This is a genomic window from Bradyrhizobium sp. T-12, from assembly GCF_058314695.1.
The window spans coordinates 2,616,298-2,641,824 of sequence record NZ_CM177756.1 but is presented as its reverse complement, the minus strand read 5'-3'; the positions used below and the strand labels follow the sequence as shown (position 1 = coordinate 2,641,824).

The window sequence follows — 25,527 nt, the reverse complement described above, 5'->3', positions numbered from 1 at the left end:
AGCACTTTCATTGTCGCGCGCCCAAGACGGCGCGGAGGACCAAACGAAAACGGCGGAGACGGTCACCCGCCCCGCCGCGCATCGGATTAGGTGTAGCCCTTGCTCTTCTTCCACTCGGCCTCGAGCTCGAAAATCGTCTTCCAGTCGCCGGCCTTGACCTCGGGCACATAGGGCTCCTGCGGGATCGTGGTGCCCCAGCCGATGGCGTAGCCTACCAGCGTGTGGTCCTCGCCGCGCATCGTCACGGTGCCGTCTGCGCCGAACGGGCACTTGATGGTGAGGCCCTTCAGCACCTCCGCGAGCTTCTTGCCGTCCGCCGAGTTTGCCTTCTTGGCGGCTTCGGCCAGGAACATCACCGCGGTCGCGTTCTGCCACGACCAATTGGTCGGGTATTCGTTGTACTTGGCCTTGTAGGCATCACCCCAGGCGGCGTTCTCCGGCGTGGTCGGGAACGTCTTGATGTAGCGATTGCCGGAATGGATGCCCTTGGGCAGGTTCTTCACCACCGTGAGCGCGGTGTAATCGGCCATGTTGACCGCGAACACCTCCATTTGATTGAACATCGCGTAGATGTTGGCCTGGTCGATGTAGGAGGTGAGATCGCCGCCCCACAGGCAGGAGTACAGCGCCTGCGGCTTGGCCTGCAAAATCTTCGTCACCACCTCGGTGTAGTCGGGCTGGAACAGCTTCGGCCAGGACTCGCTGATGATCTCGACGTCAGGCGCAAAGCGCTTCAGGTACAGCGTGAACTCGCCGGTGGTGTCGCGGCCATAGGCATAGTCGGGCGAGCAGGTCGCCCATTTCTTCAAGCCCTTGGTTTTGGCGATCGAGGCGGCGTAGCTGCCGCCGACGATGGAATCATGAATGCCCTGACGGACGCAGCGGAACGCGTTGGGGATGTGCTGCTTTGGATCGGCCGTGAGCGAGGATGCTTCCGAGCAGGTGTGGATGCAGAGCACGCCGAGATCGCGCGCGACCTCGTGCACCGCGAACGATCCGGACGACGCCTCGCCGTCGAGCAGCAATTCGCAGCCGTCGGTGTTGACGAGCTCTCGCGCAACGCGCGCGGCTTCCTGCGGCTGGCCCTTGGAGTCGCGGATCACCATCTCGATCTGCCGGCCGGCAAGGCCGCCGGCGGCGTTGACCTTCTCGACCTCGAGCATCACCGCGTTGCGCGAGGACGTGCCGAGCTGCGCCACGCGGCCCGACAGGATCGTCGGCATTCCGATCTTGACGGTCTTGGCTTGGGCGCGCGCCACCCAGGGCGCGGCAAACGTCATCGCTCCGGCGCCCATCAGCGCCAGTGTTGAACGGCGGCTGATCCCCGGACTGCGGGTTCTCGTCATTTTCCCCTCCCTCTTTCGGGTCGGCGTTTTCCTGGTCCCTTGCCGGAGATCGTCTCGTCTCCGTGTTCTCAAGGATTTCAGAGGGCGGGGGGTGACGTCAAGCCAAAGATGAATTACGAGTCAGAATTCATCGAGGGAGGAATCGAGGCCGGCAACCGGCCCAACATCCGCAAAATGATCAATCTTTCGAGCTTCATCGCCTTCCATGCCCGACGCACGCCGGACCGGCCCGCGCTGAAATATCGCGGCGAGGAGATTTCCTACGCGGCGTTCGATGCGCGCGTCCGAACGGCGGCAGGCTGGCTCGCTGCGCGAGGCATCGGCGCCGGCGACGTCGTCGCCGTGCTCATGAAGAACAGCGCGGCGTTCCTGGAGCTCGTCTTCGCCACCAGCCATCTCGGCGCGGTGCTTCTACCGATCAACTTCCGCCTCTCCCGCGACGAGGTCGGCTACATCGCCAGCCATGCTGGCGCGAGGCTGCTGATCGTCGACGAGGAACTGGCCGCGAACGCCGCGGGCACAAGGACGGTCGTGCTCGACGAGACCGCGCAGCAGAGCATCACGCATCTCGCAGGCGACGCGCCGCCCGCGCCGATGCATCGCTGCGCGCCATCCGACCTGATGCGGCTGATGTACACCTCGGGCACCACCGACCGCCCCAAGGGCGTGATGCTCTCTTACGACAATTTCTACTGGAAGTGCGCGGACCAGACGATCGCGCTCGGCCTTGGCGCCGAGACGCGGCTGCTCGTCGTCGGTCCGCTCTATCATGTCGGCGCGCTCGATTTGCCCGGCATCGCCGTGCTCTGGCATGGCGGCTTCATTCGCATCGAACGCAATTTCGAGCCGGAGAGCGCACTTGCGGCGATCGCCGAGGACAAGCTCAACGCCGCCTGGTTCGCCCCCGTGATGACCACGGCGATGCTGACCTGCCCGAGGCGTGACTGTTATGACGTCTCCAGCCTGAAATGGGCGATCGGCGGCGGCGAGAAGACGCCGGAGATGCGCATCCGCGCCTTCTCCGAATATTTCCGGAACGCGCGCTATATCGATGCCTATGGCCTCACCGAAACGGTTGGCGGCGACACCTTCATGGAGGCCGGCCGCGAGATCGAGAAGATCGGCTCGACCGGGCGCGCCATCGCCCATGTCGAGATCGAAATCCGCGACGAGGACGGCAAGACTTTGCCGCCGAACGTCACCGGCGAGATCTGCCTGCGCGGTCCCAAGATCACGCGCGGCTATTGGAAGGATCCGGAGAAGACGGCGTCCGCCTTCTTCGGTGACTGGTTCCGCAGCGGCGACGTCGGCTATCTCGACGGGGAAGGCTTCCTCTACCTGACCGACCGCAAGAAGGACATGATCATCTCCGGCGGCGAGAACATCGCCTCCTCCGAGGTCGAGCGCGTCATCTATGAATTACCGGGGGTGCGCGAAGTCGCAGTGATTGGCCTCCGCGACACACGCTGGGGCGAGCGGCCGGTCGCCGTGGTCGTTTTGGCGGAAGGTGCCGTAATGGAGCTACCTGCTCTCACCGAGCACTGCCGCGCGCGGCTGGCGAGCTTCAAGGTGCCGAAAGAGCTGATCCTGCGAGACAGCCTCCCGCGCAATCCCAGTGGCAAGATCCTCAAGCGCGTCCTGCGCGCCGAGCTGGAGACGTCTGAATGACGCAAGCGACCGCCAAGGTGACCAAGCTGAACCGCGTCGAGCGCAACGCCTGGACCAAGCAGAAGATCTTTGAGGCCGCCACCAAGGTCGTCGGCAAGCATGGCTATGCGGAGGCCTCCGTCGCCCGCATCACCGAACAGGCCGGCGTCGCGCAGGGCACCTTCTATAATCATTTCGAGAACCGCCAGGAGCTGCTCGACCAGCTGCTACCGAAGATCGGCCTCGACATGGTCCAGTTCATCCGCGCCCGCACCGGCACGGCGGATGCGGCACGCCAGGAGATCGAGCGCTTCTCAGCTTTCTTCGACTTCATCCGCGAGGTGCCGGAATTCCTGCGCATCCTCAACGAGGCCGAGTTCTTCGCACCCATCGGCTATCAGAAGCATCTCGACAACATTTCGGTCGCCTATGTCCGAATCCTGCGCCGGGCGCGCGCGTCAGGCGCGATTCACGATTATAGCGATGAGGAATTCGAGGCAATCGTCCACATGCTGATGGGCGCGCGCGGCTATCTCAGCCGCCGCTATTCCTATTCGCAAGACGGCGTCACCGCCGTGCCCGAGCACGTCATCTCCGCCTATCGCAAGCTGATGACGCGCGGCCTCTTCACCGGATTCGGAGACATGCCATGAACATCGAATCTCCGCACAGGCTCGACCTTGCCTCGACAATCGCGGAAGGCGACATCCGCTGTCTCCTGATGGTGCTGGTGCACATGACCGGGGACGAGAAATGGCTCGCGCCGCCGTACTTGCCGAAGCGCGATATCCGCCTCATTCCCGATCCCGAGGCCGGGGTGCCGCGGGAGATCCAGGACGAAATCCGCGCCGCAGTGGTCAAGCTCTTCGTCGATGGTACGCCAAAACCCGTCATCGCCGACCCCGGCGAGGAGCTGCTGCTGAAGATGATGCGCGCCTGTCTCGGCGAGAACGTCGCGCCGGAATATGCGCCGCTGATGCGGGAGGAGATGGGCTTTGTCTCGCGTGAGCCGCGCTGGACCAAGCAGCCGTCGAACGACAAGCTCGCCGTGCAGCATGTACTGATCGTCGGCGCCGGCGTCTGCGCCATCGCGCTTGGCGTGGCGCTCGGCCATCTCGGCATCCCCTACACCATCGTCGAGAAGAACGCCGAGCTTGGCGGCACCTGGTGGATCAACCGCTACCCAGGCTGCGGCGTCGACACGCCAAACCATTCCTATTCCTACTCGTTCGGCTCGGGCAATGCATGGACCCGTTACTTCTGCCAGCGCGAGGAACTGCTCGGTTATCTGCTGAAGGTCGCTGACGAATACGGCATCCGAAAACATCTACGCGTCAACACCGAACTGACCTCGTCGCGCTGGGACGAGGGCAAGAAGCGCTGGATCTCGGCGCTCAAGACCGGGAACGGCGAAGAGACGTTCGAATCCACCGCGCTGGTCAGCGCGATTGGCCAGCTCAACGATCCTTCTCGCGCGCATTTCAAGGGCGAGGAGCATTTCAAGGGAAAAATCCTGCATTCGGCGCTGTGGTCCGACGACATCAAGCTCGACGGCAAGCATGTCGCGGCGATCGGCACCGGCGCGACATCGATGCAGCTGGTGCCGTCGATCGCCAGCCGCGTCGCCTCGATCGCGGTCTATCAGCGCAGCGCGCAATGGGCGCGGCCGGTGAAGGGTTATGCCGATCCGATCAGCGAGGGCGCGCGCTGGCTGCTGGCGCATCTGCCGTTCTATGTGCAGTGGTATCGCTTCAACATGTTCTGGCGCTATGGCGACGGCCTCTTGCCTTTCCTGCGCAAGGACCCGGCCTGGCCGCATCCCGAGCGCGCCGTCAACAAGGGCAACGATCGGCACCGCCAGGAGCTGACGGACTTTATCCTGTCGGAGCTACAAGGCCGTCCCGACCTGATTGAAAAATGCGTGCCGACCTATCCGCCCTACGGCAAGCGCATCCTGCTCGACAACAACTGGTTCAAGACGCTCACGCGCGACAATGTCGAGCTCGTCACCGACACGATCGACCATTTCGACGAGACCGGCATCGTCACCGCCGACGGCAAGCATCGTCCCGCAGACATCATCGTGGTCGCGACCGGCTTCAAGGTGACGGAAATGGCGGCCCGCCTCAACATCAGCGGCCGCGACGGCAAGGATTTGCGCGAGGCTTGGGCCAACGACAATCCAACCGCGTTTCTCGGCCTCACCGTGCCCGACTTTCCGAACTTCTTCTGCATGCTCGGGCCGAACTCCGGCCCGGCCCATGGCGGCAGCGTCATCTTCCAGTCCGAATGCCAGAGCCGCTACATCGCCGCTTGTCTCGCCAGCATGATCGAGCAAGACGTCGCCGCGATCGACGTCCGCCAGGACGTGCTCGACGACTATGTCCGCAAGGTCGACGCCGAGCACGAGGCGATGATCTGGACGCATCCGGGCATGAGCACCTATTACCGCAACTCGAGCGGCCGTGTGTTCTCGGCGATGCCGTGGCGCTTCGTGGACTATTGGCGCATGACGCACGATCCGGATCTGCGGCAGTACAGGGTGACGAAGGGGTAAGAAAGACGCCGGCTCCGCGGAGCTACAGGTGTACTCTTATGCCGCCAGCCCGCTCTCCACCGGCGCGAAATCCAGCCCGAGACTCTCCGCCACCGCCCTGTTGGTAATGCGGCCGCGATGTACGTTCAGACCGTCGCGCAAATGCGGTTTTTCCAGCACCGCAGCAAAGCCCCTGTTCGCCAGCGTCAGGCCGAACGGCAGCGTCGCGTTGTTCAGGGCCTGGCTCGAGGTCACCGGCACGGCGCCCGGCATGTTGGCGACGCAATAGTGCACGATGCCGTCCATCTCATAGGTCGGATCGGCATGCGTGGTCGGATGCGAGGTCTCGAAACAGCCGCCCTGGTCGATCGCGACGTCGACCAGCACGGCACCGGGCCGCATCGTCTTCAGCATGTCGCGCGTCACCAGCTTGGGTGCGCTGGCGCCCGGCACCAGAACCGCGCCGATCACGACGTCGGCGGCGAACACTTCCTCCTCGACCGATTCGATGGTCGAGAAGCGGGTGCGCACGCGTCCGGCAAAGAGATCGTCCAATTCGCGCAAGCGTGGAATCGAGCGGTCGATCACGGTGACTTCGGCACCGAGGCCCGCGGCCATGCGGGCCGCCTGCGTTCCGACCACGCCACCGCCAAGCACGACGACGCGCGCCGGCTGCACGCCGGGCACGCCGCCCAGCAGCAGGCCACGGCCGCCGGCCGAGCGCCTGAGCGCGGCGCCGGCGGCCTCGATGGCGAGGCGGCCGGCGACTTCGCTCATCGGGGCGAGCAGCGGGAGGTGGCCGTTCGCGTCCGTGACGGTTTCATAGGCGACCGCCGTGCAGCCGGAGGCAAGCAGCCCCTTGGCCTGCTCCGGATCCGGCGCAAGATGAAGATAGGTAAACAGAATCTGGCCTTCTCGAAGCTGGGCCCACTCACTCTTCTGCGGCTCCTTCACCTTCACGATCATGTCGGACCTGGTAAAGATGTCGCGGGCGCTGTCGGCAATGCTGGCCCCTGCCCGCCGATACACCTCGTCGGGCGCGCCGATGCCGGCGCCAGCGCCGGTCTCGACCTCTACCTGATGACCCGCCGCGACATATTCACGGACGGCGCCCGGGGTGAGCCCGACGCGATATTCCTGCACCTTGATCTCCTTGGGAACACCGACGCGCATCTTGCTCTCCCTGGCCAACGCATTGATTCCGCTCTTCATCGTAGCGAGGGGGCAGGTTTGGTTTCGTGCAAATATCCGCTAGTTTCATTGAGCCCGCGCCGGTTTCCGGCGCCGAAATGTCCTTTCACGCTGGAGACCAAACTTTGGCCCTCGACCGGAAAGACCTCGCGATCCTCGCGGAACTCACGACCAATGCGCGCGCCAGTCATACCGAACTCGCCAACAAGATCGGCTTGTCGAGCACCGCGCTGGCCCGGCGGCAGAAGACGCTCGAGGACGACGGCTACATCCAGGCCTACCAGGCCGCGCTCGACCTCACCCAGTTCGGCCTCACCACCACGGTGCTGGTCCGGATCGCGCTGGAGAGCCAGAGCGACGACGCGCTGAAGGCATTCGAGGCGGAGGTGGTGAAATGCCCTTCCGTCGTGCGCTGCTTCCTGATGTCGGGCACCGACGATTACATCCTCATCGTGCTGGCCCGCGACATCCAGGATTTCGAGCGCATCCATCGCACCGAGCTATCCCGGCTGCCGCGCGTCGCACGCGTGCAATCGAGCTTCGCGCTGCGCGAAATCGTCAACCGTGCAGTGCCGATCGTGGTGTTCGGCGAAGCCAAGCGCTAGCTGCGTCGACCGCGGCTCAAATCACTTGAGTGTGCGCCCTGCTTGCTCGAACAACGAGCCCTCACGACGGATAATCGGCCGGTCTCACATGGATGCGGTCGGCATGCAGCGACCAGTGATGCAGCGCCTGGTCCTTGCAGAATCTCGCTTTCGCCCGCTCCTTGGCCTCGTCCTCGTCGGCGGCGTCGATCTCCAGCGTACCCTGGCAAATCTCGCTCTGCCGGCCGTACTCGCCGAGCACATTCTTCATGAACTTGACGACATAGGTTGACATGGGACCTCCCTGCTGCCCCGGCGACACTCTAGTCCCATTTAGGCCGGATGGGGAAAGGAGATTTTGACGCGGATCAAGGCCAGGCAAAGTTCCCGGCGCCCATTCGGGCAGCAATCCGCCCTCATGTGGTGATGTCGAGCAGCGACTTTTCCGTTTCCGCGTAGGCCTGAATGACCTTTGCGCTGGCAATGAAGCTGTACTTTGCGGCCGCCAGTTGGACGAATTCGCTGGCGATATCGACATTCGGCGCGGCGACCAGGCCATCCTGGTTGGCGAAGGGAGCGCTTGGGTCGTATTGTGCGGTGTAGCTCGGCGATACCGTCGACACCGTCGCGACCGTGCCGCCCGGCGTCGAGCCGCTCGATTGGTCGACCTGGTCGACGCGCAATGGCATGTAAGCTGCGGGATACGTCGGAGCGATGCCCGAACTGCCCGTGGCGGCCTGCGGGCTCGATGCGCCCGACGCTGGCAGCGGGCCCGTCGTTTGAACGTTGGCGATGTTGCTCGCAGCAACATTCACACGCAAACTCACCGCAGAAAGCCCGGATGTCGCAATCGAGAATATGCTCATGGACTTTCAACTACAGGACAAGTGATACGCGTCCACTTACCCCGTCGATAAGATGCGGCGCTTTGCCTTTCCGTCGCGGTAACCAATGATCGGAGCGCGCTGACCCTTCGCGCCCCTACCCCGGCGTCACGCCGAACGCCTGCTTGAAGCGCTCCGCATAGCGCGGCCAGACCTCGGGATTGATGATACGCGGCGGGCGCTTGCCGTCGAGCGTGTCCAGCACCTGCTCGGCCGCGATCCGGCCCATGTTTTGGCGCGCCTCGATGGTGACGCCGGCGGTGTGCGGGCTCGCCAGAACGTTGTCGAACTGGAGCAGCGGATGCTCCGGCGGCGGGGGCTCCTTGGACCAGACGTCGAGGCCGGCACCGGCGATGCGCTTGTCGCGCAGCGCCTGGAGCAACGCATCCTCGTCGTGAATGAAGCCGCGCGCCGTGGTGATGAAGTAGGCATGCGGCTGCATCAGCGCAAACTCGCGCGTGCTGATCATGTTGCGGCTGCCCTTGTCGAGCGGACAGGAGATCGAGACGAAGTCAGACCGGCGCAAAAGCTCGTCGAGCTCGACCTTCTCCCCGCCCCGCTCGGCCATCACCTCGGCCGACAGATACGGGTCATAGGCCAGCACCTTCATGCCGAGCAGGCCCTTGCACAAAGCGGCGATGCGGCGGCCGACATTGCCGAGGCCGATGATGCCGACGGTCTTGTGCTCGACCTCGTTGCCGACCAGCTCGTTGCGGTTGACGTTGGCTTCCCGGCGCAGCCTGCGATCGGACTGGATGATGCGTTTGGACAGCGTCAGCATCATCGCCAGCGCGTGCTCGGCCACCGAATGGGCGTTGCCGCCGGACTGGTTGACGACCAGCACCCCCGCCTCCGTGCAGGCCTCGACGTCGACAGGATCGAAGCCGGCGCCATTGCTGGAGACAAGTAGCAGGTTCGGCGCGCGCTTCAGCAAGGCGGCATCGACATGGAAATGCGGGGCGAGTTCGTCGCGGGCCGCGCCGATCTGGTAGACATGCGCCGCGCTCATGATCGGCGCGTAGAAATCTTCGGGGCTCTCGTTCTCGATCCGATCGAGCCGGACGTCGGGCCGCGCCTTCAGGATGTCCACGTAGATCGGATTGGCCAGGTATTTGACGTAGAAGACGCGCTTGCTGTTGACGGACATCAGGACCCTTCCGGCTCTCTTGAGGGGCCGCAAGGTCAGCGCGATCCGCGCCCGTCCGTGCCTCCCTCCCATTTTGTAATTGTCGCCGCTTATGACACGGCGGTGCCGGCCATGGCAGGCCGTCTGGCGCAGATCACGGTGCCGGCCCGGACATGTTGACAATCCCGCTCGCTCCGTCAAGTTCGGCTGACAGCCGCGGCGGCCAAGGAAGAAGCATGCGCGGCGGCAAGGGAGAACGCAAATGGCGATTGCGGAACGGCAGGCTTCGCCCGAGGCGACCCAAGGGTCCAGCGACCGAAGCTGGCACGGCATCGTCCTGCAAACCCTGAAGCGGAACGAGATCAGCCTCGTCCCCTACGTGCCCGACCGCGTGCTGACCCCGCTGATCAAGAATCTGCATGCCGATCCCTTCTTCACCACCTTCACCACGGCTCGCGAGGAGGAGGCGGTCGGCATCGTCTCGGGCGCCTGGATGGGCGGTCGGCGCGGCGCGGTGCTGATGCAGACCTCGGGCTTTGCGACGCTCGCCAACGTGCTCGCCTCGCTCGCAGTGCCCTACCAGATTCCCCTGATCATGTTCGTCTCCGAACGAGGCACGCTCGGCGAGTTCAACTACGGGCAGTCGCTGGTCTGCCGCACCATGCGCCCGGTGCTGGATTCGCTCGCGCTGGAGCACCACACCATCACCCGGCTCGACGAGCTCGAATTCATCTCCGACCGCTCGATCAAGCAGGCCGTCACGACGCAGGCGCCGGTGGCCCTGATCCTCAACCCGCTGCTCACCGGCGGCAAGACCTTCGACAAATGAGTTTGGCGATGGATACCCGCAACACCAAGGTCATGAACCGCTTCGACGTCACCTCGCGGCTGATCGCAAAGCTCAAGCACGAGGAAGCCGTGATCGGCGGCATCGGCAACACCAATTTCGACCTCTGGGCCGCCGGCCACCGCCCGCAGAATTTCTACATGCTTGGCAGCATGGGGCTCGCCTTTCCAATCGCGCTCGGCGTGGCGCTGGCGCAGCCCGACCGCCGAGTCTTCGCGCTCGAAGGCGACGGCTCGCTGCTGATGCAGCTCGGCGCGCTCTCGACCATTGCGGCGTTGAAGCCGAAGAACCTCATCATGATCGTGATGGACAACGGCATCTACCAGATTACCGGCGCACAGCCGACACCTGCGGCGGGCGTCGCGGACATCGTTGCCATCGCGATCGGCTCCGGCCTTGCCAATAGCGCGTGGGCTGCGGACGAGGAGGATTTCGAACGCCTGGTTGACGCGGCCATGTCCGCCGCCGAGCCACACCTGATTGCGGTCCGGATCGACGACAAGCCCGGCGTCGGCGCCACGAGGCGTGATCCCGTGCAGATCCGGGAGCGGTTCATGCATGGGCTCGGCGTGCGCGAGCCACTTTAACGTTTCGTCATTAACTACACAGCGATCTGATGGAGGGACTGTACCGGCCCGCCGCAGATCTGTGCTAAGCGAAACGGATGTCCATTTTGGTACGTTCCTTTGCCTGGCTGCTCGCGGCCGCCGTGACCTTCGCGACCCTCGGTCCCCCCGGCCTGCGGCCTCATTCCGACCTCGGTCAGGACGGCGAACATGCAGTCGCATTCATCCTGGTGGGGCTGGCCTTCGGCCTCGCCTATCCGCGCCGGCGCCTGCTCAGTACAGCGGCCGCGATCGTCCTGATCGGGGTGCTCGAGTTGATGCAGTTTTGGGCACCCGGACGCCATGCCCGGCTGGAGGATTTTCTGGTCGACGCGCTCACCGCCTGCATCGGCTTTGCGCTCGCGGCCGTGGCCGATTGGCTGCTGACGCGCTTTCGCGCTGGCCCCGCCGTCACAAGCGAAGGCCCCGCGGAGTGACACTCCGCAGGGCCCGTCTTTCAACATATGGAATTGCCGATCAGTCGATGATCTTGACGACGCGGCGCGTGCGTGGCTCCACGATCACGCGGCGATCGTTCACGACCGCATAGCGATACTCGGTGTAGTTCGGCACCGGCCGCAGCACGACGGTGGGTGGCAGCGGCTCACCGACCACGACGCGCTCCTCGACCACGACGGAGTCGCTGCGAGGAATTCCGCCGAGGACCGCATTCGGAATTTCAAGACCGGCGCCGACGGCCGCGCCGACGGTGCCGCCGACCATCGCTCCGATCGGACCGCCGATGTCGCCGCCCGCACGCGCACCATCCCTGGCGCCCTGCTCGGTCGTCGACTGGGCAAAGGCGGCGCTCGACGCCAGCAGCGACGCGGCAGCCAACGTAATCGCAAGACGGGTTTTCATGTTGTTTTGTCTCCAGTGATTGTCCTGCGCCTTCAACCGCGGGGCCGGGGCATTGTTCCGGTTCCCCCGTGGCGAAAGACGCAGCAAACACGAAGACTGTTACCGCGTAACAGTTCAGGCTGCGGCGATCTCGTGGCTCGCCATCAGTTCCAGAGCCCGCACCATCGCCGAATGATCCCAGCCCTTGCCGCCATGCGCGGCGCAGGCCGAGAACAATTGCTGCGCGACCGCCGTGCTCGGCAGCGACAGGCCGAGCGCGCGCGCGCCTTCCAGCGCGAGGTTGAGATCCTTCTGGTGCAGCTCGATGCGGAATCCGGGATCGAAATTGCGCTTCACCATGCGCTCGCCGTGGACTTCGAGGATCCGCGAGGAGGCGAACCCGCCCATCAGCGCCTGCCGCACCAGCGCGGGATCGGCCCCAGCCTTCGATGCAAACAGCAGCGCCTCGCTCACCGCCTCGATCGTCAGCGCGACGATGATCTGGTTGGCGACCTTGGTCGTCTGCCCGTCGCCATTGGCGCCAACGCGGGTGACGTTCTTGCCCATCCTGTCGAAAGCCGGCTTCATGGTGTTGAAGGCCCGTTCCGGCCCGCCGACCATGATGGTGAGGCTCGCCGCCTTGGCGCCGACCTCGCCGCCTGAGACCGGCGCGTCGAGATAGTCCGCGCCGAGCGCCTCGATCTTCTTCGCAAATTCTTTCGTCGCCAACGGCGAGATCGAGCTCATGTCGACGACGATCTTGCCCTTGGAGATGCCGCTCGCAACCCCGTCCTTGCCGAACAGCACCGCCTCAACATGCGGCGTATCCGGCACCATGATGATGACGGCATCCGCTCCTTCCGCGACCTCCTTGGCCGACTTGCACGCAACGCCGCCCGCGGCGATCAGCTCCGGCGAAACCGGCGCGACGTCGTGCAGGAGAACGCGATGGCCCGCGCTCAGGAGGTGGCCGGCCATCGGCCGTCCCATGGTGCCAAGTCCGATGAAGCCGATGTCGATCATGTCTGGGTTTCCTCTCGATTTGGGCGAAGTCGTATCCACTGGCTCGGTACACCTTCCCCGCTTGCAGGAGAGGGAGCGCACCGTCATCGCAGCTGCATCTGAGCCCGAGCTCCTATGTCTCAAACGTCTGCGCGGCGTGCCACGAAAGCCCTTCCAGCGTCGTAGTGCGCGGCTTGTATTCGCAGCCGATCCAGCCGCGATAGCCGATCGCGTCGAGATGGCGGAACAGGAAGGGATAGTTGATCTCGCCGGTGCCGGGCTCGTGCCGGCCGGGATTGTCGGCGAGCTGGATATGGGCGATTTGCGGCAGATATTCCTGCATGGTGCGGGCGAGATCGCCCTCCATGATCTGCATGTGATAGATGTCGTACTGGACGAACAGATTGTTCGACCGCACCTCCGAGATCAGCTGTATCGCCTGCTCGGTGCCGTTGAGGAAGAAGCCGGGAATGTCGAGCGTATTGATCGGCTCGACCAGCAGCTTGATGTTTTCCCTTGCCAGCGTCGAGGCGGCAAAGCGCAGGTTTCCGACCAGCGTCTCGTTCAGCTCGCGCGGATCGGCGTCGGCAGGCGCAATACCCACGAGACAGTTGAGCTGCTCGCAATCGAGCGCCTTGGCATAGTCGATGGCGCGGAACACGCCGTCACGGAATTCAGCGGTGCGATCGGGCAGGATCGCAATGCCGCGCTCGCCCCCCGCCCAGTTACCCGCCGGCAGATTGTGCAGCACCTGCGTCAACCCGTGGGCCTCGAGCTGCTCGCGCAGCTGCGCCTTGTCGAAATCATAGGGAAAGAGATATTCGACCCCCGAGAAGCCCGCCGCCTTCGCCGCTGCGAAGCGGTCGAGGAACGGCATCTCGTTGAAGAGCATGGTGAGGTTGGCGGCAAACTTCGGCATGATGCTTCTTCCCTTATTCAGCCGGCTGCAACACGCCGGGCCTGACGGTCCCGACCTCGTCGAGCGGCAGATCCAGCACCTCCTCGAACTCGACGATGTTGTCGATCTCGGTGCCCATCGCGATGTTGGTGACGCGTTCGAGGATGAACTCGACGACGACAGGCACGCGGTGCTTGGCCATCAATTCGCGCGCGGTCGCGAACGCCGCCTGTGCGTCCTTCGGATCGGTGACGCGGATCGCCTTGCAGCCGAGACCCTCGGCGACCGCGACATGGTCGACGCCGTAGCCATTGAGCTCCGGTGCGTTGACGTTCTCGAAGGAGAGCTGGACATGATAGTCCATGTCGAAGCCGCGCTGGGCCTGACGGATCAGGCCGAGATAGGAATTGTTCACCACGACGTGGATATAGGGCAGATTGAACTGGGCCCCGACCGCGAGCTCCTCGATCAGGAACTGGAAGTCGTAGTCGCCCGATAGCGCAACGATGTCGCGATCCGGGCACGCGGCACGCACGCCGAGGGCGGCGGGCAAGGTCCAGCCGAGCGGCCCCGCCTGCCCGGCATTGATCCAGTTGCGTGGGCGATAGACGCCGAGGAACTGGGCGCCAGCGATCTGCGACAGGCCGATCACGGTGACGTAGCAGGTGTCGCGACCAAAGGCCTTGGTCATCTCCTCATAGACGCGCTGCGGCTTGATCGGGACGTTGTCGAAATGACTCTTGCGCAGCATGGTCTTCTTGCGGTCGCGGCAGGAAGCGGGCCACGCCTGGCGCTCGCGAAGCCTGCCTGCCCGGCGCCACTCCCTGGCGACGGTGACGAACAGCTCGAGCGCGGCCTTCGCGTCCGAGACGATGCCGAGATCGGGATTGAACACGCGCCCGATCTGCGTCGGCTCGATGTCGACATGCACGAAGGTGCGGCCTTTGGTGTAGGTTTCGACCGAGCCGGTGTGGCGGTTGGCCCAGCGGTTGCCGATGCCGAGCACGAAGTCCGACTCCAGCATCGTGGCATTGCCGTAGCGATGGCTGGTCTGAAGCCCGACCATGCCGGCCATCAGCACGTGATCGTCGGGGATCGCGCCCCACCCCATCAGGGTCGGGACAACAGGCACGTTGGCGATCTCGGCGAATTCGACCAGGAGATCCGAGGCGTCGGCATTGATGATGCCGCCGCCCGCGACGATCAACGGCCGCTCGGCGGCGTTGAGCATCTCCAGCGCCTTCTCGACCTGCTTGCGGGTCGCGGTGGGCTTGTAGACCGGCAGCGGCTCATAGGTCTCATCGTCGAACTCGATTTCGGCGAGCTGCACGTCGAGCGGCATGTCGATCAGCACCGGCCCCGGCCGGCCCGAGCGCATCACATGAAACGCCTGGCTGAACACCCGCGGCACCAGCGCGGGCTCGCGCACGGTCACCGCCCATTTGGTCACGGGCTTGGCGATCGACTCGATATCGACGGCCTGGAAATCCTCCTTGTAGAGCCGCGCGCGCGGCGCCTGCCCGGTGATGCAGAGGATCGGGATGGAATCGGCGATCGCGGAATAAAGCCCGGTGATCATGTCGGTGCCCGCCGGCCCCGAGGTTCCGATGCAGACGCCGATATTGCCGGCCTTGGCGCGCGTGTAGCCCTCGGCCATGTGCGAGGCACCCTCGACATGCCGCGCCAGGATGTGGCGGATCGAGCCGCGCTTCTTCAGCGCCGAGTAAAGCGGATTGATCGCAGCCCCGGGAACTCCGAAGGCGGTGGAGACACCCTCCTTTTCCAGAATTCGCACGGCAGCATCGATAGCTCGCATCTTCGCCATATCGGACCTCGCTCGAGTTGCGTCAGCGAGCGAGATCATCGGGCGCGCAGCATACGATCTCAACGAGATCGATTTTATTTTCCACGATGCGGCAGCCGTGGAAAAATCGCGGCAGCTTCAGTCAGTTAGGCTGAGGCACGCGTGAAAGCCATCACTCGAACAGCGGCGCCAGCTCCATTTGCGGCACCAGCACGAGGCCCTTGTCGGTGATGCGAATTTCCGGAATGACCGATAGCGGAATCAAATTGAAACCCATGTAGGGGATGGTGCAGCCGGCCTTGGCCCACTCTTTCTTCAGGGCCTTAACTTCTTCGGCCACTTCCGTGACGCGCTTGTCGGACAGGAGGCCCGCGATCGGCAGCGCGACCAGCGCCCTCACCTCGCCGTCGGCGACGACGCAGACGCCGCCCTGCTGCGCCTTGATGGCGGCGATCGCCGCCTGCATATCCGGCTCGTTGGTGCCGGCGACGATGATGTTGTGGCTGTCGTGGCCGACGCTGGAGGCCACCGCGCCGCGCTTCAGGCCAAAATCCTTCAAGAGGCCGTGCGCGACGTTGCCAGCCGACTTGCCGTGGCGCTCGACCACCGCGACGAAGCAGAGGCCATAGCGCTCAAACAGCGCCGGCCAGCCCTTGGCCGGCTCGATCTTGACCTTCTCGTGGATCAACGTGATGCCGGGCAGCGCGGTCTTGATCGCGTTGACCGTACAGGCCTTCGCCGGAAGCTCCGGCGTCAGCTTGACCTTCTCCGGCAGCTTCACGGTCGCGTAAGCCGCTTTGGGATATTGATAGCGCTGCGACAGCGCCCGATCGAGGCTATCAGTGATCTTGCCATGCTCGACCACGAGCTCGCCGCCGTACCAGGTGCATTGCGGCTTGAGCTGATCGTCCATCAGCACGAGATCGGCGCGGCGCCCGCCACCGAGCCCGCCGATGTCGCCATCCATGGCGAAGCGCGTCGCGCCATGCAGCGAGCCCATCGACCAGGCCTGCTCCGGCGACATCCCCGTCTTCACCGCTTCGCGCACCACCCAGTCGAGGCCGAACAGCAGGAGATCGTCGGCGTCGCGGTCGTCGGTGCACACCGCCGTGCGCTTGTGCGAGGCTCCGAGCTCGGTGACGGTGCGGATCGCCTGCGGCAGCGAATGCCAGGGCGTCGTCGGCGGGCCGCCGCGCAAAAATACCCAGACGCCGGCGTCGAGCAGATCGTCAGCGATGTCGCGGTCGATCGCTTCGTGGGTGTCGGTGACGCCTGACGCCGCATAGGCCGCGACGAATTCGCGGCCGTAGACGTGGCCAGAAACGGGACGGCCACGCTTCAAGGCGGCCGCGAGGATGGCGTGGCTGCGCTCGTCGCCCATCGTAACAGGCACAAAATCCATCTTCTCGCCGAGCGCCACGGCCTCCGGCCAGCGATCGAACAGGCCGGCGATCTTGTCCGGTGTGAGATCGCCGCCGGCGGTCTCCAGTTCGGCCGAGGTCGCCGGAACCGTGCTTGGCACCGTCAGGAAGATCGAGAGCGGCGCCTGCCGCGCGTCCTCCAGCATCGCCTCGACGCCGGCGACATCCATGACGTTGCCGATCTCGTGGCTGTCACAGAAGATCGTGGTGGTGCCGTTCAGCAGCGCCGCTTCGGCGTAGGCACAAGCCGTCACCATCGAGGACTCGATATGGATGTGCGGATCGACCAGACCCGGCGCGACGATGCCGCCGGCGGCGTCGTAAGTCGCAGCGCCGCTCCAGATCTTCTTCGCCGCGCCGGCCGGCTTCACCGCCGCAATGCGGCCGCCTGATATCCAGACCTCGCGGTTCCCATGGATGCGCTCCGAATAAGTCGAGAGCACCTGCGCACCGGTGATGACGAGATCAGGCGCGACGCGTGCTGAGGCCACATCGGCCAGACGCCGGGTCATGCTGTGCAGCGGTGCGACGGAAAAGCGCGTGAGTTTGGTCATGGGAACCCTCGCTTGGCGTTACGGCCGAACGATAGTTACGCCCTACGCCAAACCGGGCAAACTCAAATATAACGGCACGCCCTGCTTACGCCTTAGGCGTCGAACCGCCTGCCGCCCTCGACCTTGGACGCCTGCGCGACTTCTGTGCTGTCGTCGCTGGCGCGGCAACCTTGACCCTGATCCGCACCGACCGCCCGTTTGTCTCATCGATCTCGAACGAATTGGTCTTTCGGACGAGGTCGCTCAGCTTGCGAAAACCGAACGTTCGCGGATCGAAATCGGAAGCGAGGTTGGCTAGCCGCTGCCCGAGTTCACGGAGCGCGACCCAACCGTCCTCGCTTTCCATCTGGGTGATGACCTTCTTGATGATGGGCGTGGCCGCATCGGGCGGCTGAAGCGGCGCAGACTTCGAGGCCGCGTCGTGGGTGGTCGCGGTGCCGGCAAGCAGGTTCTCGGTGTAGACGAACCTTCGGCAGGCCTGTCTGAAGCTCTCCGGTGTCTTCTGTTCGCCGAACCCAAAGACATCGACGCCCTGCTCCCGGATGCGGGCCGCGAGGCGGGTAAAGTCGCTGTCGGATGACACCAGGCAGAAGCCGTCGAACCGGCCGCTGTGAAGCAGATCCATCGCGTCGATGACCAGCGTGATGTCGGAGGCGTTCTTTCCTGTCGTATAGGCGAACTGCTGCTGTGGGATGATGGCGTGCTTCGACAGGATGTCGGCCCAGCCCCTGGATCGTGCATTGGAGAAGTCGCCGTAGATACGGCGAACGCTGGCCTCGCCGATCTTGGCAATCTCCTCGAACAATCCGTCCGCGATCTTCGCGGAGGCATTGTCGGCGTCGATCAGAACCGCAAGACGCGGCGAGCGGAGCTCGGAAGGCATGACAGTTCTCCACGAATGGCCGCGACACGAGACGACAAGTGCGCCAGGACGGTCAGTCCTCGTTCGCCTTGAACCGCCCCAGCCCCTTCAGCACGAATGGGGCCAGCAGCGCAACCAGCGCGAGGCCGAGCAGCGTCGCCGAGATCGGACTCTGCAGCAGCGTCATGGGATCGCCGAGGCTGATCGCGAGCGCGCGGCGCAGCTGGCTCTCGGCAATCGGGCCGAGGATCAGGCCGACCACGACGGGAGCGATCGGAAAATCGAACCGGCGCATCAAGAAGCCGAGCACGCCGAAGCCTGATAGCATCGACAATTCCACCACCGAGGGCTTTGCCGCGATGGTGCCCATGGTCGCGAACACGAGGATGCCGGCATAAAGCCAGGGCTGCGGGATTGCGAGCAACCGCACCCAGAGCCCGACCAGCGGCAGGTTCAGCACCAGCAGCATCAGGTTGGCGATGAACAGGCTGGCGATCAGGCCCCACACGAGGTCCGGCCGCTCGGCGAACAGCAGCGGGCCCGGGTTGAGGCCGTATTGCTGGAAGCCCGCCAGCATCATCGCGGCCGTCGCCGAGGTCGGCAGCCCCAACGTCAAGAGTGGAACCAGCGTGCCGGCCGCGGAGGCGTTGTTGGCGGCTTCCGGCCCCGCGACACCTTCGATCGCCCCCTTGCCGAATTCTTCGGGGTACTTCGTGAGGCGCTTCTCGGTCGAATAGGACAGGAAGGTCGGGATTTCCGCGCCGCCCGCGGGCAGCGCGCCGATCGGGAAGCCGAACATGGTGCCGCGCAGCCAGGGCTTCCACGAGCGCTTCCAATCTTCCTTTGTCATCCACAGCGAGCCACGCACCGCCTCCAGCTTCTCCTCGCTGTGGTGGCGGCGCGACGCGACATAGAGCGCCTCGCCGACCGCGAACAGCCCGACCGCCAGCGTCGTCACCTCGACGCCGTCGAGCAATTCAGGAACGCCGAATGCAAGCCGCGCCTGTCCCGTCAGCTTGTCGATGCCGACGAGGCCGAGCGTCAGGCCGATGAACAGGCTGGTCAGGCCGCGGATCGGGGAATCGCCGAAGGTCGCCGACACTGTGACGAAAGCAACGCACATCAGCGCGAAATAGTCCTCGGGGCCGAAGCGCACGGCGAAATCGACCAGCCACGGCGCGAGGAAGGCAAGACCGATGGTGGCAATGGTTCCGGCTACAAAGGAGCCGATCGCGGAGGTCGCAAGCGCCGGCCCGCCGCGGCCGGCCTTGGCCATCTTGTTGCCTTCGAGCGCGGTCGCCATGGAAGCGCTCTCGCCGGGCGTGTTGATCAGGATCGCGGTGGTCGAGCCGCCATACATGCCGCCGTAATAGATGCCCGCGAACATGATGAGCGAGCCGCCGGGATCGAGCTTGTAGGTCACCGGCAGCAACAGCGCGACCGTCAGCGCGGGGCCGATGCCGGGCAGCACGCCGACGGCCGTGCCGAGGAACACGCCGATCAGCGCATAGAGCAGGTTGATCGGCTGAATGGCGACGAGCATGCCGTGCGCCAGCGCCGCAAAAGTGTCCATCACAGCAGTCGCTCCAGCGGGCCGGTCGGAAGGCTCAACGTCAACAATCGGTCGAACGCGAGATAGATGAGGGTCGACATCACGACGGCGATGATGCTGTCGACGAGGATGGCCCGGCGTCCGAAGGCCGCCGACGTCGTCACGAACAGCGCCGAGGTCGCAAGGATAAAGCCGCCGCCGAAGCCGATGATGGCGATCAACAGCGCCAGGCCGACGAGGATCAGAAACACCGGAACCGGATCGGTGCTCTCGCGCGCCGGCAGATTGCCGCGCACCGCGTCGATGAAATTGCCGATCGCGAGCAGCGCAAGGCCGCTGGCGACCACGACCGGCATCGCCTCCGGCCCCATGCCATACATCGCGGTGGATGACAGGCCGCGCGCGTCCCAGACCAGCACCGCGGCGAGCACGGCGAGCAGCGCAGCGATGACGATACCGGCGCGATCGACGCGCCGCGGCGGCTGGGTGGGACCGCCCGAGGTCATGACTTGACCAGGCCGACCGATTTCAGCACGTCGGTGACCCGCACGGTTTCCTTCTTCAGGAAGTCGGCGAAGGCGTCTCCCCCGAGATAGGCGTCCTCCCAACCCTTCTGCTTGAGGATCTCCTTCCAGGCATCCGACTTCACCATCTTCTCGATCGCGTCGCTCAAGGTCTTCTTCTGCTCCGGCGTGATGCCGGGAGGCGCGACCACCGAGCGCCAATTGGCGATCACGAGGTCAATTCCTTGTTCCTTGAAGGTCGGGATGTCGCTGCCGGGGATGCGCTTCTCCGAGGTCACGCCGATCGCGCGCAGCTTGCCGGACTTGATCTGCCCTTCATATTCGCTGAGGCCCGAAATCCCCGCGGTGACCTTGCCGCCGAGGATCGCGGCAAGCGACTCGCCGCCACCGGAGAACGGGATGTAATTGATCTTCTTGGCGTCGGCGCCGACGGCCCCGGCGAACAGTGCCGCCATCACATGATCGACGCCGCCGGCAGAGCCGCCGGCGAAGGTCACCTTGGCGATATCGGCCTTCACCGCGGCAGCGAGATCCTGCGCGGTCTTGATCGGCGAATTCGCGGGCACCACGATCACCTGGATTTCTTCGGTGAGACGCGCGATCGGCGTCACCTGTTCCAGCGTCACCGGCGACTTGTTCATGGCGAGCGCGCCCACCATGACGAAGCCGTTGACCATCATCTGGTTGCCGTCGCCCTTGGCGCCATTGACGAACTGGGCGATGCCGACGCTGCCGCCCGCACCGGGAACATTGGTGACCTGCACACTGCGCGCAACGCCCGAAGCCACCAGCGCCTGCTGCATCGAGCGCGCGGTCTGGTCCCAGCCGCCGCCCGGGGCCGCCGGCGCCATCAGCTTGAGTTCGAGCTGCTGGGCAAGAGAAGGCGTCGCTGCCGCAAGGGTCAGCGCGACGGCTGCGCCGACAAGGCGCGTGGAAAATCGAAACATTGGGCATCTCCAGGCTCATGCGGACGTTTGCCGCATTGTGTCGTTTGGTCGCATATCAGCCAAAACGACCGATGCTGTCCAGCGACAGTGCCCGGATTTTCCAATTAGCGGGGCGTCGGCATCACCCCGCCGAGCGCAAGGGTCAGCTCGCCGGCGACGTCGCGCACGATTTGGCCCACTTCCGGCAATCTGTCGTCGGTCAGGCGGCTGGTCATGCCCGAGACCGAAATCGCCGCCAGCGGCTCGGCGCAGTCGTTGTATACCACCGCAGCAATGCAGCGCAGGCCCATGCAGGCCTCTTCATCGTCGAGCGCAAACCCCTGCTTGCGGATCTTTTCGAGCTCCTTGAACAGGTCACTCGGGCGCACGATCGATTTCTCGGTCAGGCGGGGCATGCCGTGATGGCGGATGACGGCGCCGACGTCCTCGTCCGAATAGGTCGCGAGCACCGCCTTGCCCACGCCTGACGTGACCATGGCGACGCGGCCGCCGACCTGGGTCAGCGAGCGCATGATCTCGCGGCTTTCCATCCGGGTCAGCACGATGATGAATTCGTCGTCGACCACGGCGAGATTGGCGGTCTCGCGGGTGAGATCGCGCAGCTTGCGCAAGTAGGGAATTGCCTGTGTGGAGAAATTGCGCCGCCGCGCAAAGCTTGCGCCGACCGTGAAGGCGCGCGAGCCGACGTGCCATTTGGATGCCGCACGATCGAACTGGACGAAGCGGCGGCTTTCCAGTGTCGCCAGCAAGCGGTGCACGGTCGAGGCCGACAGGCCGGTGCGGATGGCGAGATCGCTGAGGCGGTAGCCTTCGTCGTCCTCGGCCAGTGTTTCCAGGATCGACAGCGCGCGGTCGACCGACTGCACGCCGCCGTCGCGTGCGTCATGGTCAGCCTCCGATGACGATCGAGGCTCAAGTGATTTGCGCCGGATCACGTTCTTGCTCATCGCGACCTGCATCTCTTCTTTCCCCTCTCCCCCGCTTGTGGGGCCGAGACGAGCTTCGCTCGCTCAGAGAGGGTCAGGGTGAGGGAGTCTCCGCAAGGACAGTGGCAGATAAACTCGCGGAGAGTCCCCTCACCCGGAATTTGCTGCGCAAATTCCGGCCTCTCCCCGCAAGCGGGGAGAGGCGAAGATCGTCAGAGCAGCCCTGCCCCGCGCGCCCACCTGTACTTGGCGCCGAGGACCTCGACCGGCAACTCGGTCGAATAAGCATAGGCCGGGATGCCGTTCTGGTAGAGATATTCGGCGGCTTCCTCGACCTCGACGTCGCCGGCGAGCGAGGCGACGATCGGCTTCACGAAGCCCTTGGCCTCCATCTCCTTCTTCACCTCGACCATGTTGCGGGCGAACACCATCGGCGGGGTGACGATGGTGTGCCAGTAGCCGAGGATCAGCGAGTGGATGCGCTCATCGGAGAGGCCGAGCTTCACCGTGTTGACGTAGGTGATCGGCGGCTCGCCGCCGGTGATATCCACAGGATTTCCGGCCGCACCGAACGGCGGGATGAACTTGCGGAAGGCCGCATCGAGATCCGGCGGCATCGACATCAGCGACAGGCCGTTGTCGACGCAGGAGTCCGACAGCAGCACGCCCGAGCCGCCGGCACCGGTGATGATCAGCACGTTCTCACCCTTCGGCGTCGGCAGCACCGGCACGCCGCGGGCGAATTCGAGCAATTGCCGCAAGCTGCGGGCCCGGATCACGCCCGACTGCGCCAGCACGTCCTCGTAGATCTTGTCGTTGCCGGCGAGCGCGCCGGTGTGCGACGAGGCCGCCTTGGCGCCGGCCGAGGTACGGCCGGCCTTGAGCACGACGACCGGCTTCTTCTTGGAGACGCGCTTTGCCGCTTCCGCAAAGGCGCGACCGTCCTTGAGGTCTTCGCAGTGCTGCGCGATCAGGTTCGTGTTCGGATCCTGCTCGAAGAATGCGAGCAGATCGTCCTCGTCGATATCGGACTTGTTGCCGAGGCCGACGATGGCCGAAACGCCCATCTTCGCCGAACGCGAGAAGCCGATGATGGCCATGCCGATGCCGCCCGATTGCGACGACAGCGCCGCGTGGCCCTTGACGTCGTAGGCCGTGCAGAAAGTCGCGCAGAGATTGGCCGGTGTATAATAGAAGCCGTAGATGTTCGGCCCCATCAGGCGGATGTCGTACTTCTTGCCGACCTCGACGATCTCGGCCTGCAGCTCCGGCGCGCCGGCTTCCGCGAAGCCCGACGGGATCAGCACCGCGCCCGGGATTTTCTTCTCGCCGCATTCGGTCAGCGCCGCCGCGACGAACTTGGCAGGGATCGCGAACACGGCGGTGTCGATCACGCCGGGCACGTCCTTGACGCTCTTGTAGGCCTTGTAGCCGAGGATCTCGGCCGCCTTGGGGTGGATCGGATAGATGTCGCCCTTGTAGCCGCCGTTGATGAGGTTTTTCATCACGGAGTTGCCGATCTTGCCGTCCTCGGCGGAGGCGCCGACCACGGCGACGGCCTTCGGCTGCATGATGCGGCTCATCGCCGCGACGATCTCTTCGGTCGGGCGCGGCTTCGGCTTCGGCACATAGGCGAAGTCGACGACGATGCGGACGTCGGCCGCGATCGCGCTCTTCGCCGTGGCGAACACCGGGTTGAGGTCGAGCTCGACGATCTCTGGGAAATCGGTGACGAGCTGCGAAACCTTGACGATGACATCGGCCAGCGCCGTACGGTTCACCGCTTCCCCACCGCGCACACCCTTCAAAATCTCGTGCGCCTGGATGCCGTCGAGCATCGAGAGCGCGTCTTCCTTGGTCGCGGGCGCGAGGCGGAAGGTGATGTCCTTGAGCACCTCGACCAACACGCCGCCGAGGCCGAAGGCGACCAGCTTGCCGAACGAGCCGTCGGTGATCGAGCCGACGATGACTTCGGTGCCGCCGGCCAGCATCTGCTGCACCTGCACGCCCTCGATCTTGGCATCAGCCTTGTACTTCCTGGCGTTGGACAGAATGGTCTCGTAGGCCTTTTCGGCGTCCTCAGCCGTCTTGAGGCCGACGATGACGCCGCCGGCTTCGGTCTTGTGGAGAATGTCCGGCGAGACGATCTTCATCACGACCGGGAAGCCCATCGAGGAGGCCATCTTGCCGGCCTCGCCCGCCGACTTGGCCACGCCCTCCTTTGGAACCGGAATGCCGTAGGCGTCGCAGACCAGCTTGCCTTCCGGGGCCGTCAGGCTGGTGCGGTTGTCCGCCTTGACCTGGTCAAGCACCTTGCGGACGGCTTCTTTGGAATTGGACATGTGGCTTCTCCCTTGACCTCAGTTCGTTCTTTTCAAAGCGCGCGCGTATTTGCGGCTGCCCGTGATGCTTGCCATTCGCCGCGCTCTGTTCCATGTCGCGGGCGGGAGCGGCATAAAGCCCAAGATTACTCCGCCGCTTTGGATCAAAAATGGCTGGCGATGGCATTTGGTATGCCAGAAGCCAACTTGTCAAGCTGCAGCATGGCTTAGAACGCCGCAAAAAATAGCCGCCTTGACATTCTGGCATGTGGTATGCCAAAAACTTTCCCGTTAATATTCCTGTAAAAGACGACTCCCACTGGAGGAGATTCGTCGTGTCACTACGGAAACCAACCAAGGCGTTGCCGAACATGGCCGAGGCAGACATCGCAATCGTTCGTATTGCCCCGGAGAGCAGCTTCAAGAACAAGGCGTATGACGCCTTGAAGGAAGCCATCCTCAAGATGGACATCTATTCGACGCCCGAGCCGGTGATGCTGGACGAGCGCGCGCTGTCCGAACGCCTGGGTGTCAGCCGCACCCCGATCCGCGAAGCCATCGCGATGCTCGAGCAGGACGGTTTCGTGAAGACGGTTCCGCGCCGCGGCATCATGGTGGTGCGCCGGACCAAGAGCGAGATCGTCGACATGATCCGCGCCTGGGCGGCGCTGGAGAGCATGGCCGCGCGCCTCATCACCACCACCGCGCGCAAGAAGGACATCACGGCGCTGCGCGACTATTTCAAGGACTTCGGCAAGGACCGCCTGCCCGAGGATCATGTCGAGGAATATTCGCGCGCCAACATCGCCTTCCATCAGGCGCTGATCTCGCTGTCGGAATCGCCGGTGCTGGTCGATCTCACCAATGACCTGCTGCTGCACGTGCGCGGCTATCGCCAGCTGACCATCGGACGCAAGGACCGCACCGCGACCTCGCTGCCCGAGCATCTCGCGATGATCGAAGCACTCGAAGCGCGCGATACCGAACTTGCGGAGAAGCGCGCCCGCGACCACACCCTCGGCCTTGCCTCTTACGTCGAAGCGCATGGCCAGGAATTGTTCACGTAACTGTTCACCTAGCAACGTTCACCAGAAGGGCGAACAATTCGCC

At 64.5% G+C, this 25,527-nt stretch carries 24 protein-coding genes; 8 read left to right on the top strand and 16 right to left on the bottom strand.

Annotation, left to right across the window (positions count from 1 at the left end):
- Positions 1–86 precede the first annotated feature (86 nt).
- Positions 87–1,346, bottom strand: coding sequence for an ABC transporter substrate-binding protein (locus tag AC0WRY_RS12375; RefSeq protein WP_194407242.1), 1,260 nt, complete (start codon positions 1,344–1,346; stop codon positions 87–89).
- 174 nt (positions 1,347–1,520) lie between these two features.
- Here AC0WRY_RS12375 and AC0WRY_RS12370 point away from each other — a divergent pair, with 174 nt between their 5' ends.
- The 3 genes from AC0WRY_RS12370 to AC0WRY_RS12360 are packed head-to-tail and all read left to right on the top strand — an operon-like array spanning position 1,521 to position 5,550.
- Positions 1,521–3,014 (top strand): AMP-binding protein, encoded by a 1,494-nt coding sequence (locus tag AC0WRY_RS12370; RefSeq protein WP_194408243.1) that lies wholly within the window; start codon positions 1,521–1,523, stop codon positions 3,012–3,014.
- The gene (locus tag AC0WRY_RS12365) at positions 3,011–3,646 is read left to right on the top strand and encodes a TetR/AcrR family transcriptional regulator (protein WP_194407241.1); all 636 of its coding nucleotides are present in this window, start codon (positions 3,011–3,013) and stop codon (positions 3,644–3,646) included. Before AC0WRY_RS12370 ends, AC0WRY_RS12365 begins: the two co-directional genes overlap by 4 nt.
- Positions 3,643–5,550 carry a flavin-containing monooxygenase gene (locus tag AC0WRY_RS12360; RefSeq protein ID WP_194407240.1) on the top strand — a complete coding sequence of 636 codons (1,908 nt, stop codon included), beginning with the start codon at positions 3,643–3,645 and terminating at the stop codon, positions 5,548–5,550. Before AC0WRY_RS12365 ends, AC0WRY_RS12360 begins: the two co-directional genes overlap by 4 nt.
- Before the next feature lie 36 nt (positions 5,551–5,586).
- Here the strand turns inward: AC0WRY_RS12360 and ald are convergent, their stop codons facing one another.
- Positions 5,587–6,702, bottom strand: coding sequence for an alanine dehydrogenase (gene ald / locus AC0WRY_RS12355; RefSeq protein WP_194407239.1), 1,116 nt, complete (start codon positions 6,700–6,702; stop codon positions 5,587–5,589).
- 143 nt (positions 6,703–6,845) lie between these two features.
- Between ald and AC0WRY_RS12350 the strand changes: the two genes are divergently transcribed.
- A complete protein-coding gene (locus AC0WRY_RS12350; RefSeq protein WP_194407238.1) occupies positions 6,846–7,325 on the top strand; it encodes an Lrp/AsnC family transcriptional regulator in 480 nt (159 codons plus the stop codon).
- 61 nt (positions 7,326–7,386) lie between these two features.
- On the opposite strand, the gene AC0WRY_RS12345 is transcribed toward AC0WRY_RS12350, so the two are convergent.
- The 3 genes from AC0WRY_RS12345 to AC0WRY_RS12335 form a co-directional block, all read right to left on the bottom strand.
- Positions 7,387–7,599 carry a hypothetical protein gene (locus AC0WRY_RS12345; RefSeq protein WP_194407237.1) on the bottom strand — a complete coding sequence of 71 codons (213 nt, stop codon included), beginning with the start codon at positions 7,597–7,599 and terminating at the stop codon, positions 7,387–7,389.
- A gap of 121 nt (positions 7,600–7,720) precedes the next feature.
- The gene (locus AC0WRY_RS12340; RefSeq protein WP_194407236.1) at positions 7,721–8,170 is read right to left on the bottom strand and encodes a flagellar basal body rod protein FlgC; all 450 of its coding nucleotides are present in this window, start codon (positions 8,168–8,170) and stop codon (positions 7,721–7,723) included.
- A 115-nt stretch (positions 8,171–8,285) separates the two neighbouring features.
- The gene (locus tag AC0WRY_RS12335) at positions 8,286–9,335 is read right to left on the bottom strand and encodes a hydroxyacid dehydrogenase (RefSeq protein ID WP_194407235.1); all 1,050 of its coding nucleotides are present in this window, start codon (positions 9,333–9,335) and stop codon (positions 8,286–8,288) included.
- A 241-nt stretch (positions 9,336–9,576) separates the two neighbouring features.
- On the opposite strand from AC0WRY_RS12335, the gene AC0WRY_RS12330 reads away from it, so the two are divergent.
- The 3 genes from AC0WRY_RS12330 to AC0WRY_RS12320 all read left to right on the top strand — a co-directional run bounded on the left by AC0WRY_RS12330 (position 9,577) and on the right by AC0WRY_RS12320 (position 11,203).
- Positions 9,577–10,143, top strand: a complete 567-nt coding sequence (locus tag AC0WRY_RS12330) for a thiamine pyrophosphate-binding protein (protein WP_194407234.1) — start codon at positions 9,577–9,579, stop codon at positions 10,141–10,143.
- Positions 10,140–10,748 (top strand): thiamine pyrophosphate-dependent enzyme, encoded by a 609-nt coding sequence (locus tag AC0WRY_RS12325; protein ID WP_194407233.1) that lies wholly within the window; start codon positions 10,140–10,142, stop codon positions 10,746–10,748. The genes AC0WRY_RS12330 and AC0WRY_RS12325 overlap by 4 nt, the downstream gene beginning before the upstream one ends.
- A 77-nt stretch (positions 10,749–10,825) precedes the next feature.
- The gene (locus tag AC0WRY_RS12320; RefSeq protein ID WP_194407232.1) at positions 10,826–11,203 is read left to right on the top strand and encodes a VanZ family protein; all 378 of its coding nucleotides are present in this window, start codon (positions 10,826–10,828) and stop codon (positions 11,201–11,203) included.
- A gap of 40 nt (positions 11,204–11,243) precedes the next feature.
- On the opposite strand, the gene AC0WRY_RS12315 is transcribed toward AC0WRY_RS12320, so the two are convergent.
- The 11 genes from AC0WRY_RS12315 to AC0WRY_RS12265 form a co-directional block, all read right to left on the bottom strand.
- Complete coding sequence (locus tag AC0WRY_RS12315; protein ID WP_018315876.1) at positions 11,244–11,627, bottom strand: DUF1236 domain-containing protein; 384 nt, start codon at positions 11,625–11,627, stop codon at positions 11,244–11,246.
- Positions 11,628–11,741: 114 nt separating this feature from the next.
- A complete protein-coding gene (locus AC0WRY_RS12310) occupies positions 11,742–12,629 on the bottom strand; it encodes a 2-hydroxy-3-oxopropionate reductase (protein ID WP_194407231.1) in 888 nt (295 codons plus the stop codon).
- A 112-nt stretch (positions 12,630–12,741) separates the two neighbouring features.
- Positions 12,742–13,527, bottom strand: coding sequence for a hydroxypyruvate isomerase (hyi, locus tag AC0WRY_RS12305; protein ID WP_038947129.1), 786 nt, complete (start codon positions 13,525–13,527; stop codon positions 12,742–12,744).
- A gap of 13 nt (positions 13,528–13,540) precedes the next feature.
- Entirely contained in the window at positions 13,541–15,331 is a 1,791-nt protein-coding gene (gene gcl, locus AC0WRY_RS12300) for a glyoxylate carboligase (RefSeq protein WP_194407230.1), read from the bottom strand.
- Positions 15,332–15,482: 151 nt separating this feature from the next.
- Entirely contained in the window at positions 15,483–17,285 is a 1,803-nt protein-coding gene (locus AC0WRY_RS12295) for an adenine deaminase C-terminal domain-containing protein (RefSeq protein ID WP_194407229.1), read from the bottom strand.
- 85 nt (positions 17,286–17,370) lie between these two features.
- Positions 17,371–18,168 carry an NYN domain-containing protein gene (locus AC0WRY_RS12290; protein WP_491123163.1) on the bottom strand — a complete coding sequence of 266 codons (798 nt, stop codon included), beginning with the start codon at positions 18,166–18,168 and terminating at the stop codon, positions 17,371–17,373.
- A gap of 52 nt (positions 18,169–18,220) precedes the next feature.
- Complete coding sequence (locus AC0WRY_RS12285; protein ID WP_491123162.1) at positions 18,221–19,720, bottom strand: tripartite tricarboxylate transporter permease; 1,500 nt, start codon at positions 19,718–19,720, stop codon at positions 18,221–18,223.
- The gene (locus AC0WRY_RS12280) at positions 19,720–20,205 is read right to left on the bottom strand and encodes a tripartite tricarboxylate transporter TctB family protein (protein ID WP_211417582.1); all 486 of its coding nucleotides are present in this window, start codon (positions 20,203–20,205) and stop codon (positions 19,720–19,722) included. Before AC0WRY_RS12280 ends, AC0WRY_RS12285 begins: the two co-directional genes overlap by 1 nt.
- Entirely contained in the window at positions 20,202–21,170 is a 969-nt protein-coding gene (locus AC0WRY_RS12275; RefSeq protein WP_194407225.1) for a Bug family tripartite tricarboxylate transporter substrate binding protein, read from the bottom strand. The genes AC0WRY_RS12280 and AC0WRY_RS12275 overlap by 4 nt, the downstream gene beginning before the upstream one ends.
- 104 nt (positions 21,171–21,274) lie before the next feature.
- The gene (locus tag AC0WRY_RS12270) at positions 21,275–22,117 is read right to left on the bottom strand and encodes an IclR family transcriptional regulator (RefSeq protein WP_194408242.1); all 843 of its coding nucleotides are present in this window, start codon (positions 22,115–22,117) and stop codon (positions 21,275–21,277) included.
- Positions 22,118–22,308: 191 nt separating this feature from the next.
- Positions 22,309–24,438, bottom strand: coding sequence for an acetate--CoA ligase family protein (locus tag AC0WRY_RS12265; protein WP_194407224.1), 2,130 nt, complete (start codon positions 24,436–24,438; stop codon positions 22,309–22,311).
- 350 nt (positions 24,439–24,788) lie between these two features.
- Between AC0WRY_RS12265 and AC0WRY_RS12260 the strand changes: the two genes are divergently transcribed.
- Positions 24,789–25,484, top strand: a complete 696-nt coding sequence (locus tag AC0WRY_RS12260) for a GntR family transcriptional regulator (RefSeq protein WP_194408241.1) — start codon at positions 24,789–24,791, stop codon at positions 25,482–25,484.
- Positions 25,485–25,527: the final 43 nt, after the last annotated feature.

Excerpts from the sequence above, each read along its gene's own strand:
- hyi (WP_038947129.1), bottom strand. The coding sequence starts at position 13,527 with ATGCCGAAGTTTGCCGCCAACCTCACCATGCTCTTCAACGAGATGCCG.
- AC0WRY_RS12375 (WP_194407242.1), bottom strand. The coding sequence starts at position 1,346 with ATGACGAGAACCCGCAGTCCGGGGATCAGCCGCCGTTCAACACTGGCG.
- AC0WRY_RS12335 (WP_194407235.1), bottom strand. The coding sequence starts at position 9,335 with ATGTCCGTCAACAGCAAGCGCGTCTTCTACGTCAAATACCTGGCCAAT.
- AC0WRY_RS12275 (WP_194407225.1), bottom strand. The coding sequence starts at position 21,170 with ATGTTTCGATTTTCCACGCGCCTTGTCGGCGCAGCCGTCGCGCTGACC.
- AC0WRY_RS12325 (WP_194407233.1), top strand. The coding sequence starts at position 10,140 with ATGAGTTTGGCGATGGATACCCGCAACACCAAGGTCATGAACCGCTTC.
- AC0WRY_RS12370 (WP_194408243.1), top strand. The coding sequence starts at position 1,521 with ATGATCAATCTTTCGAGCTTCATCGCCTTCCATGCCCGACGCACGCCG.
- AC0WRY_RS12310 (WP_194407231.1), bottom strand. The coding sequence starts at position 12,629 with ATGATCGACATCGGCTTCATCGGACTTGGCACCATGGGACGGCCGATG.
- AC0WRY_RS12280 (WP_211417582.1), bottom strand. The coding sequence starts at position 20,205 with ATGACCTCGGGCGGTCCCACCCAGCCGCCGCGGCGCGTCGATCGCGCC.
- AC0WRY_RS12290 (WP_491123163.1), bottom strand. The coding sequence starts at position 18,168 with ATGCCTTCCGAGCTCCGCTCGCCGCGTCTTGCGGTTCTGATCGACGCC.
- ald (WP_194407239.1), bottom strand. The coding sequence starts at position 6,702 with ATGCGCGTCGGTGTTCCCAAGGAGATCAAGGTGCAGGAATATCGCGTC.
- AC0WRY_RS12340 (WP_194407236.1), bottom strand. The coding sequence starts at position 8,170 with ATGAGCATATTCTCGATTGCGACATCCGGGCTTTCTGCGGTGAGTTTG.
- AC0WRY_RS12345 (WP_194407237.1), bottom strand. The coding sequence starts at position 7,599 with ATGTCAACCTATGTCGTCAAGTTCATGAAGAATGTGCTCGGCGAGTAC.
- AC0WRY_RS12295 (WP_194407229.1), bottom strand. The coding sequence starts at position 17,285 with ATGACCAAACTCACGCGCTTTTCCGTCGCACCGCTGCACAGCATGACC.
- AC0WRY_RS12315 (WP_018315876.1), bottom strand. The coding sequence starts at position 11,627 with ATGAAAACCCGTCTTGCGATTACGTTGGCTGCCGCGTCGCTGCTGGCG.
- AC0WRY_RS12365 (WP_194407241.1), top strand. The coding sequence starts at position 3,011 with ATGACGCAAGCGACCGCCAAGGTGACCAAGCTGAACCGCGTCGAGCGC.
- AC0WRY_RS12285 (WP_491123162.1), bottom strand. The coding sequence starts at position 19,720 with ATGGACACTTTTGCGGCGCTGGCGCACGGCATGCTCGTCGCCATTCAG.
- AC0WRY_RS12260 (WP_194408241.1), top strand. The coding sequence starts at position 24,789 with ATGGCCGAGGCAGACATCGCAATCGTTCGTATTGCCCCGGAGAGCAGC.
- AC0WRY_RS12265 (WP_194407224.1), bottom strand. The coding sequence starts at position 24,438 with ATGTCCAATTCCAAAGAAGCCGTCCGCAAGGTGCTTGACCAGGTCAAG.
- AC0WRY_RS12330 (WP_194407234.1), top strand. The coding sequence starts at position 9,577 with ATGGCGATTGCGGAACGGCAGGCTTCGCCCGAGGCGACCCAAGGGTCC.
- AC0WRY_RS12270 (WP_194408242.1), bottom strand. The coding sequence starts at position 22,117 with ATGAGCAAGAACGTGATCCGGCGCAAATCACTTGAGCCTCGATCGTCA.
- AC0WRY_RS12360 (WP_194407240.1), top strand. The coding sequence starts at position 3,643 with ATGAACATCGAATCTCCGCACAGGCTCGACCTTGCCTCGACAATCGCG.
- gcl (WP_194407230.1), bottom strand. The coding sequence starts at position 15,331 with ATGGCGAAGATGCGAGCTATCGATGCTGCCGTGCGAATTCTGGAAAAG.
- AC0WRY_RS12320 (WP_194407232.1), top strand. The coding sequence starts at position 10,826 with ATGTCCATTTTGGTACGTTCCTTTGCCTGGCTGCTCGCGGCCGCCGTG.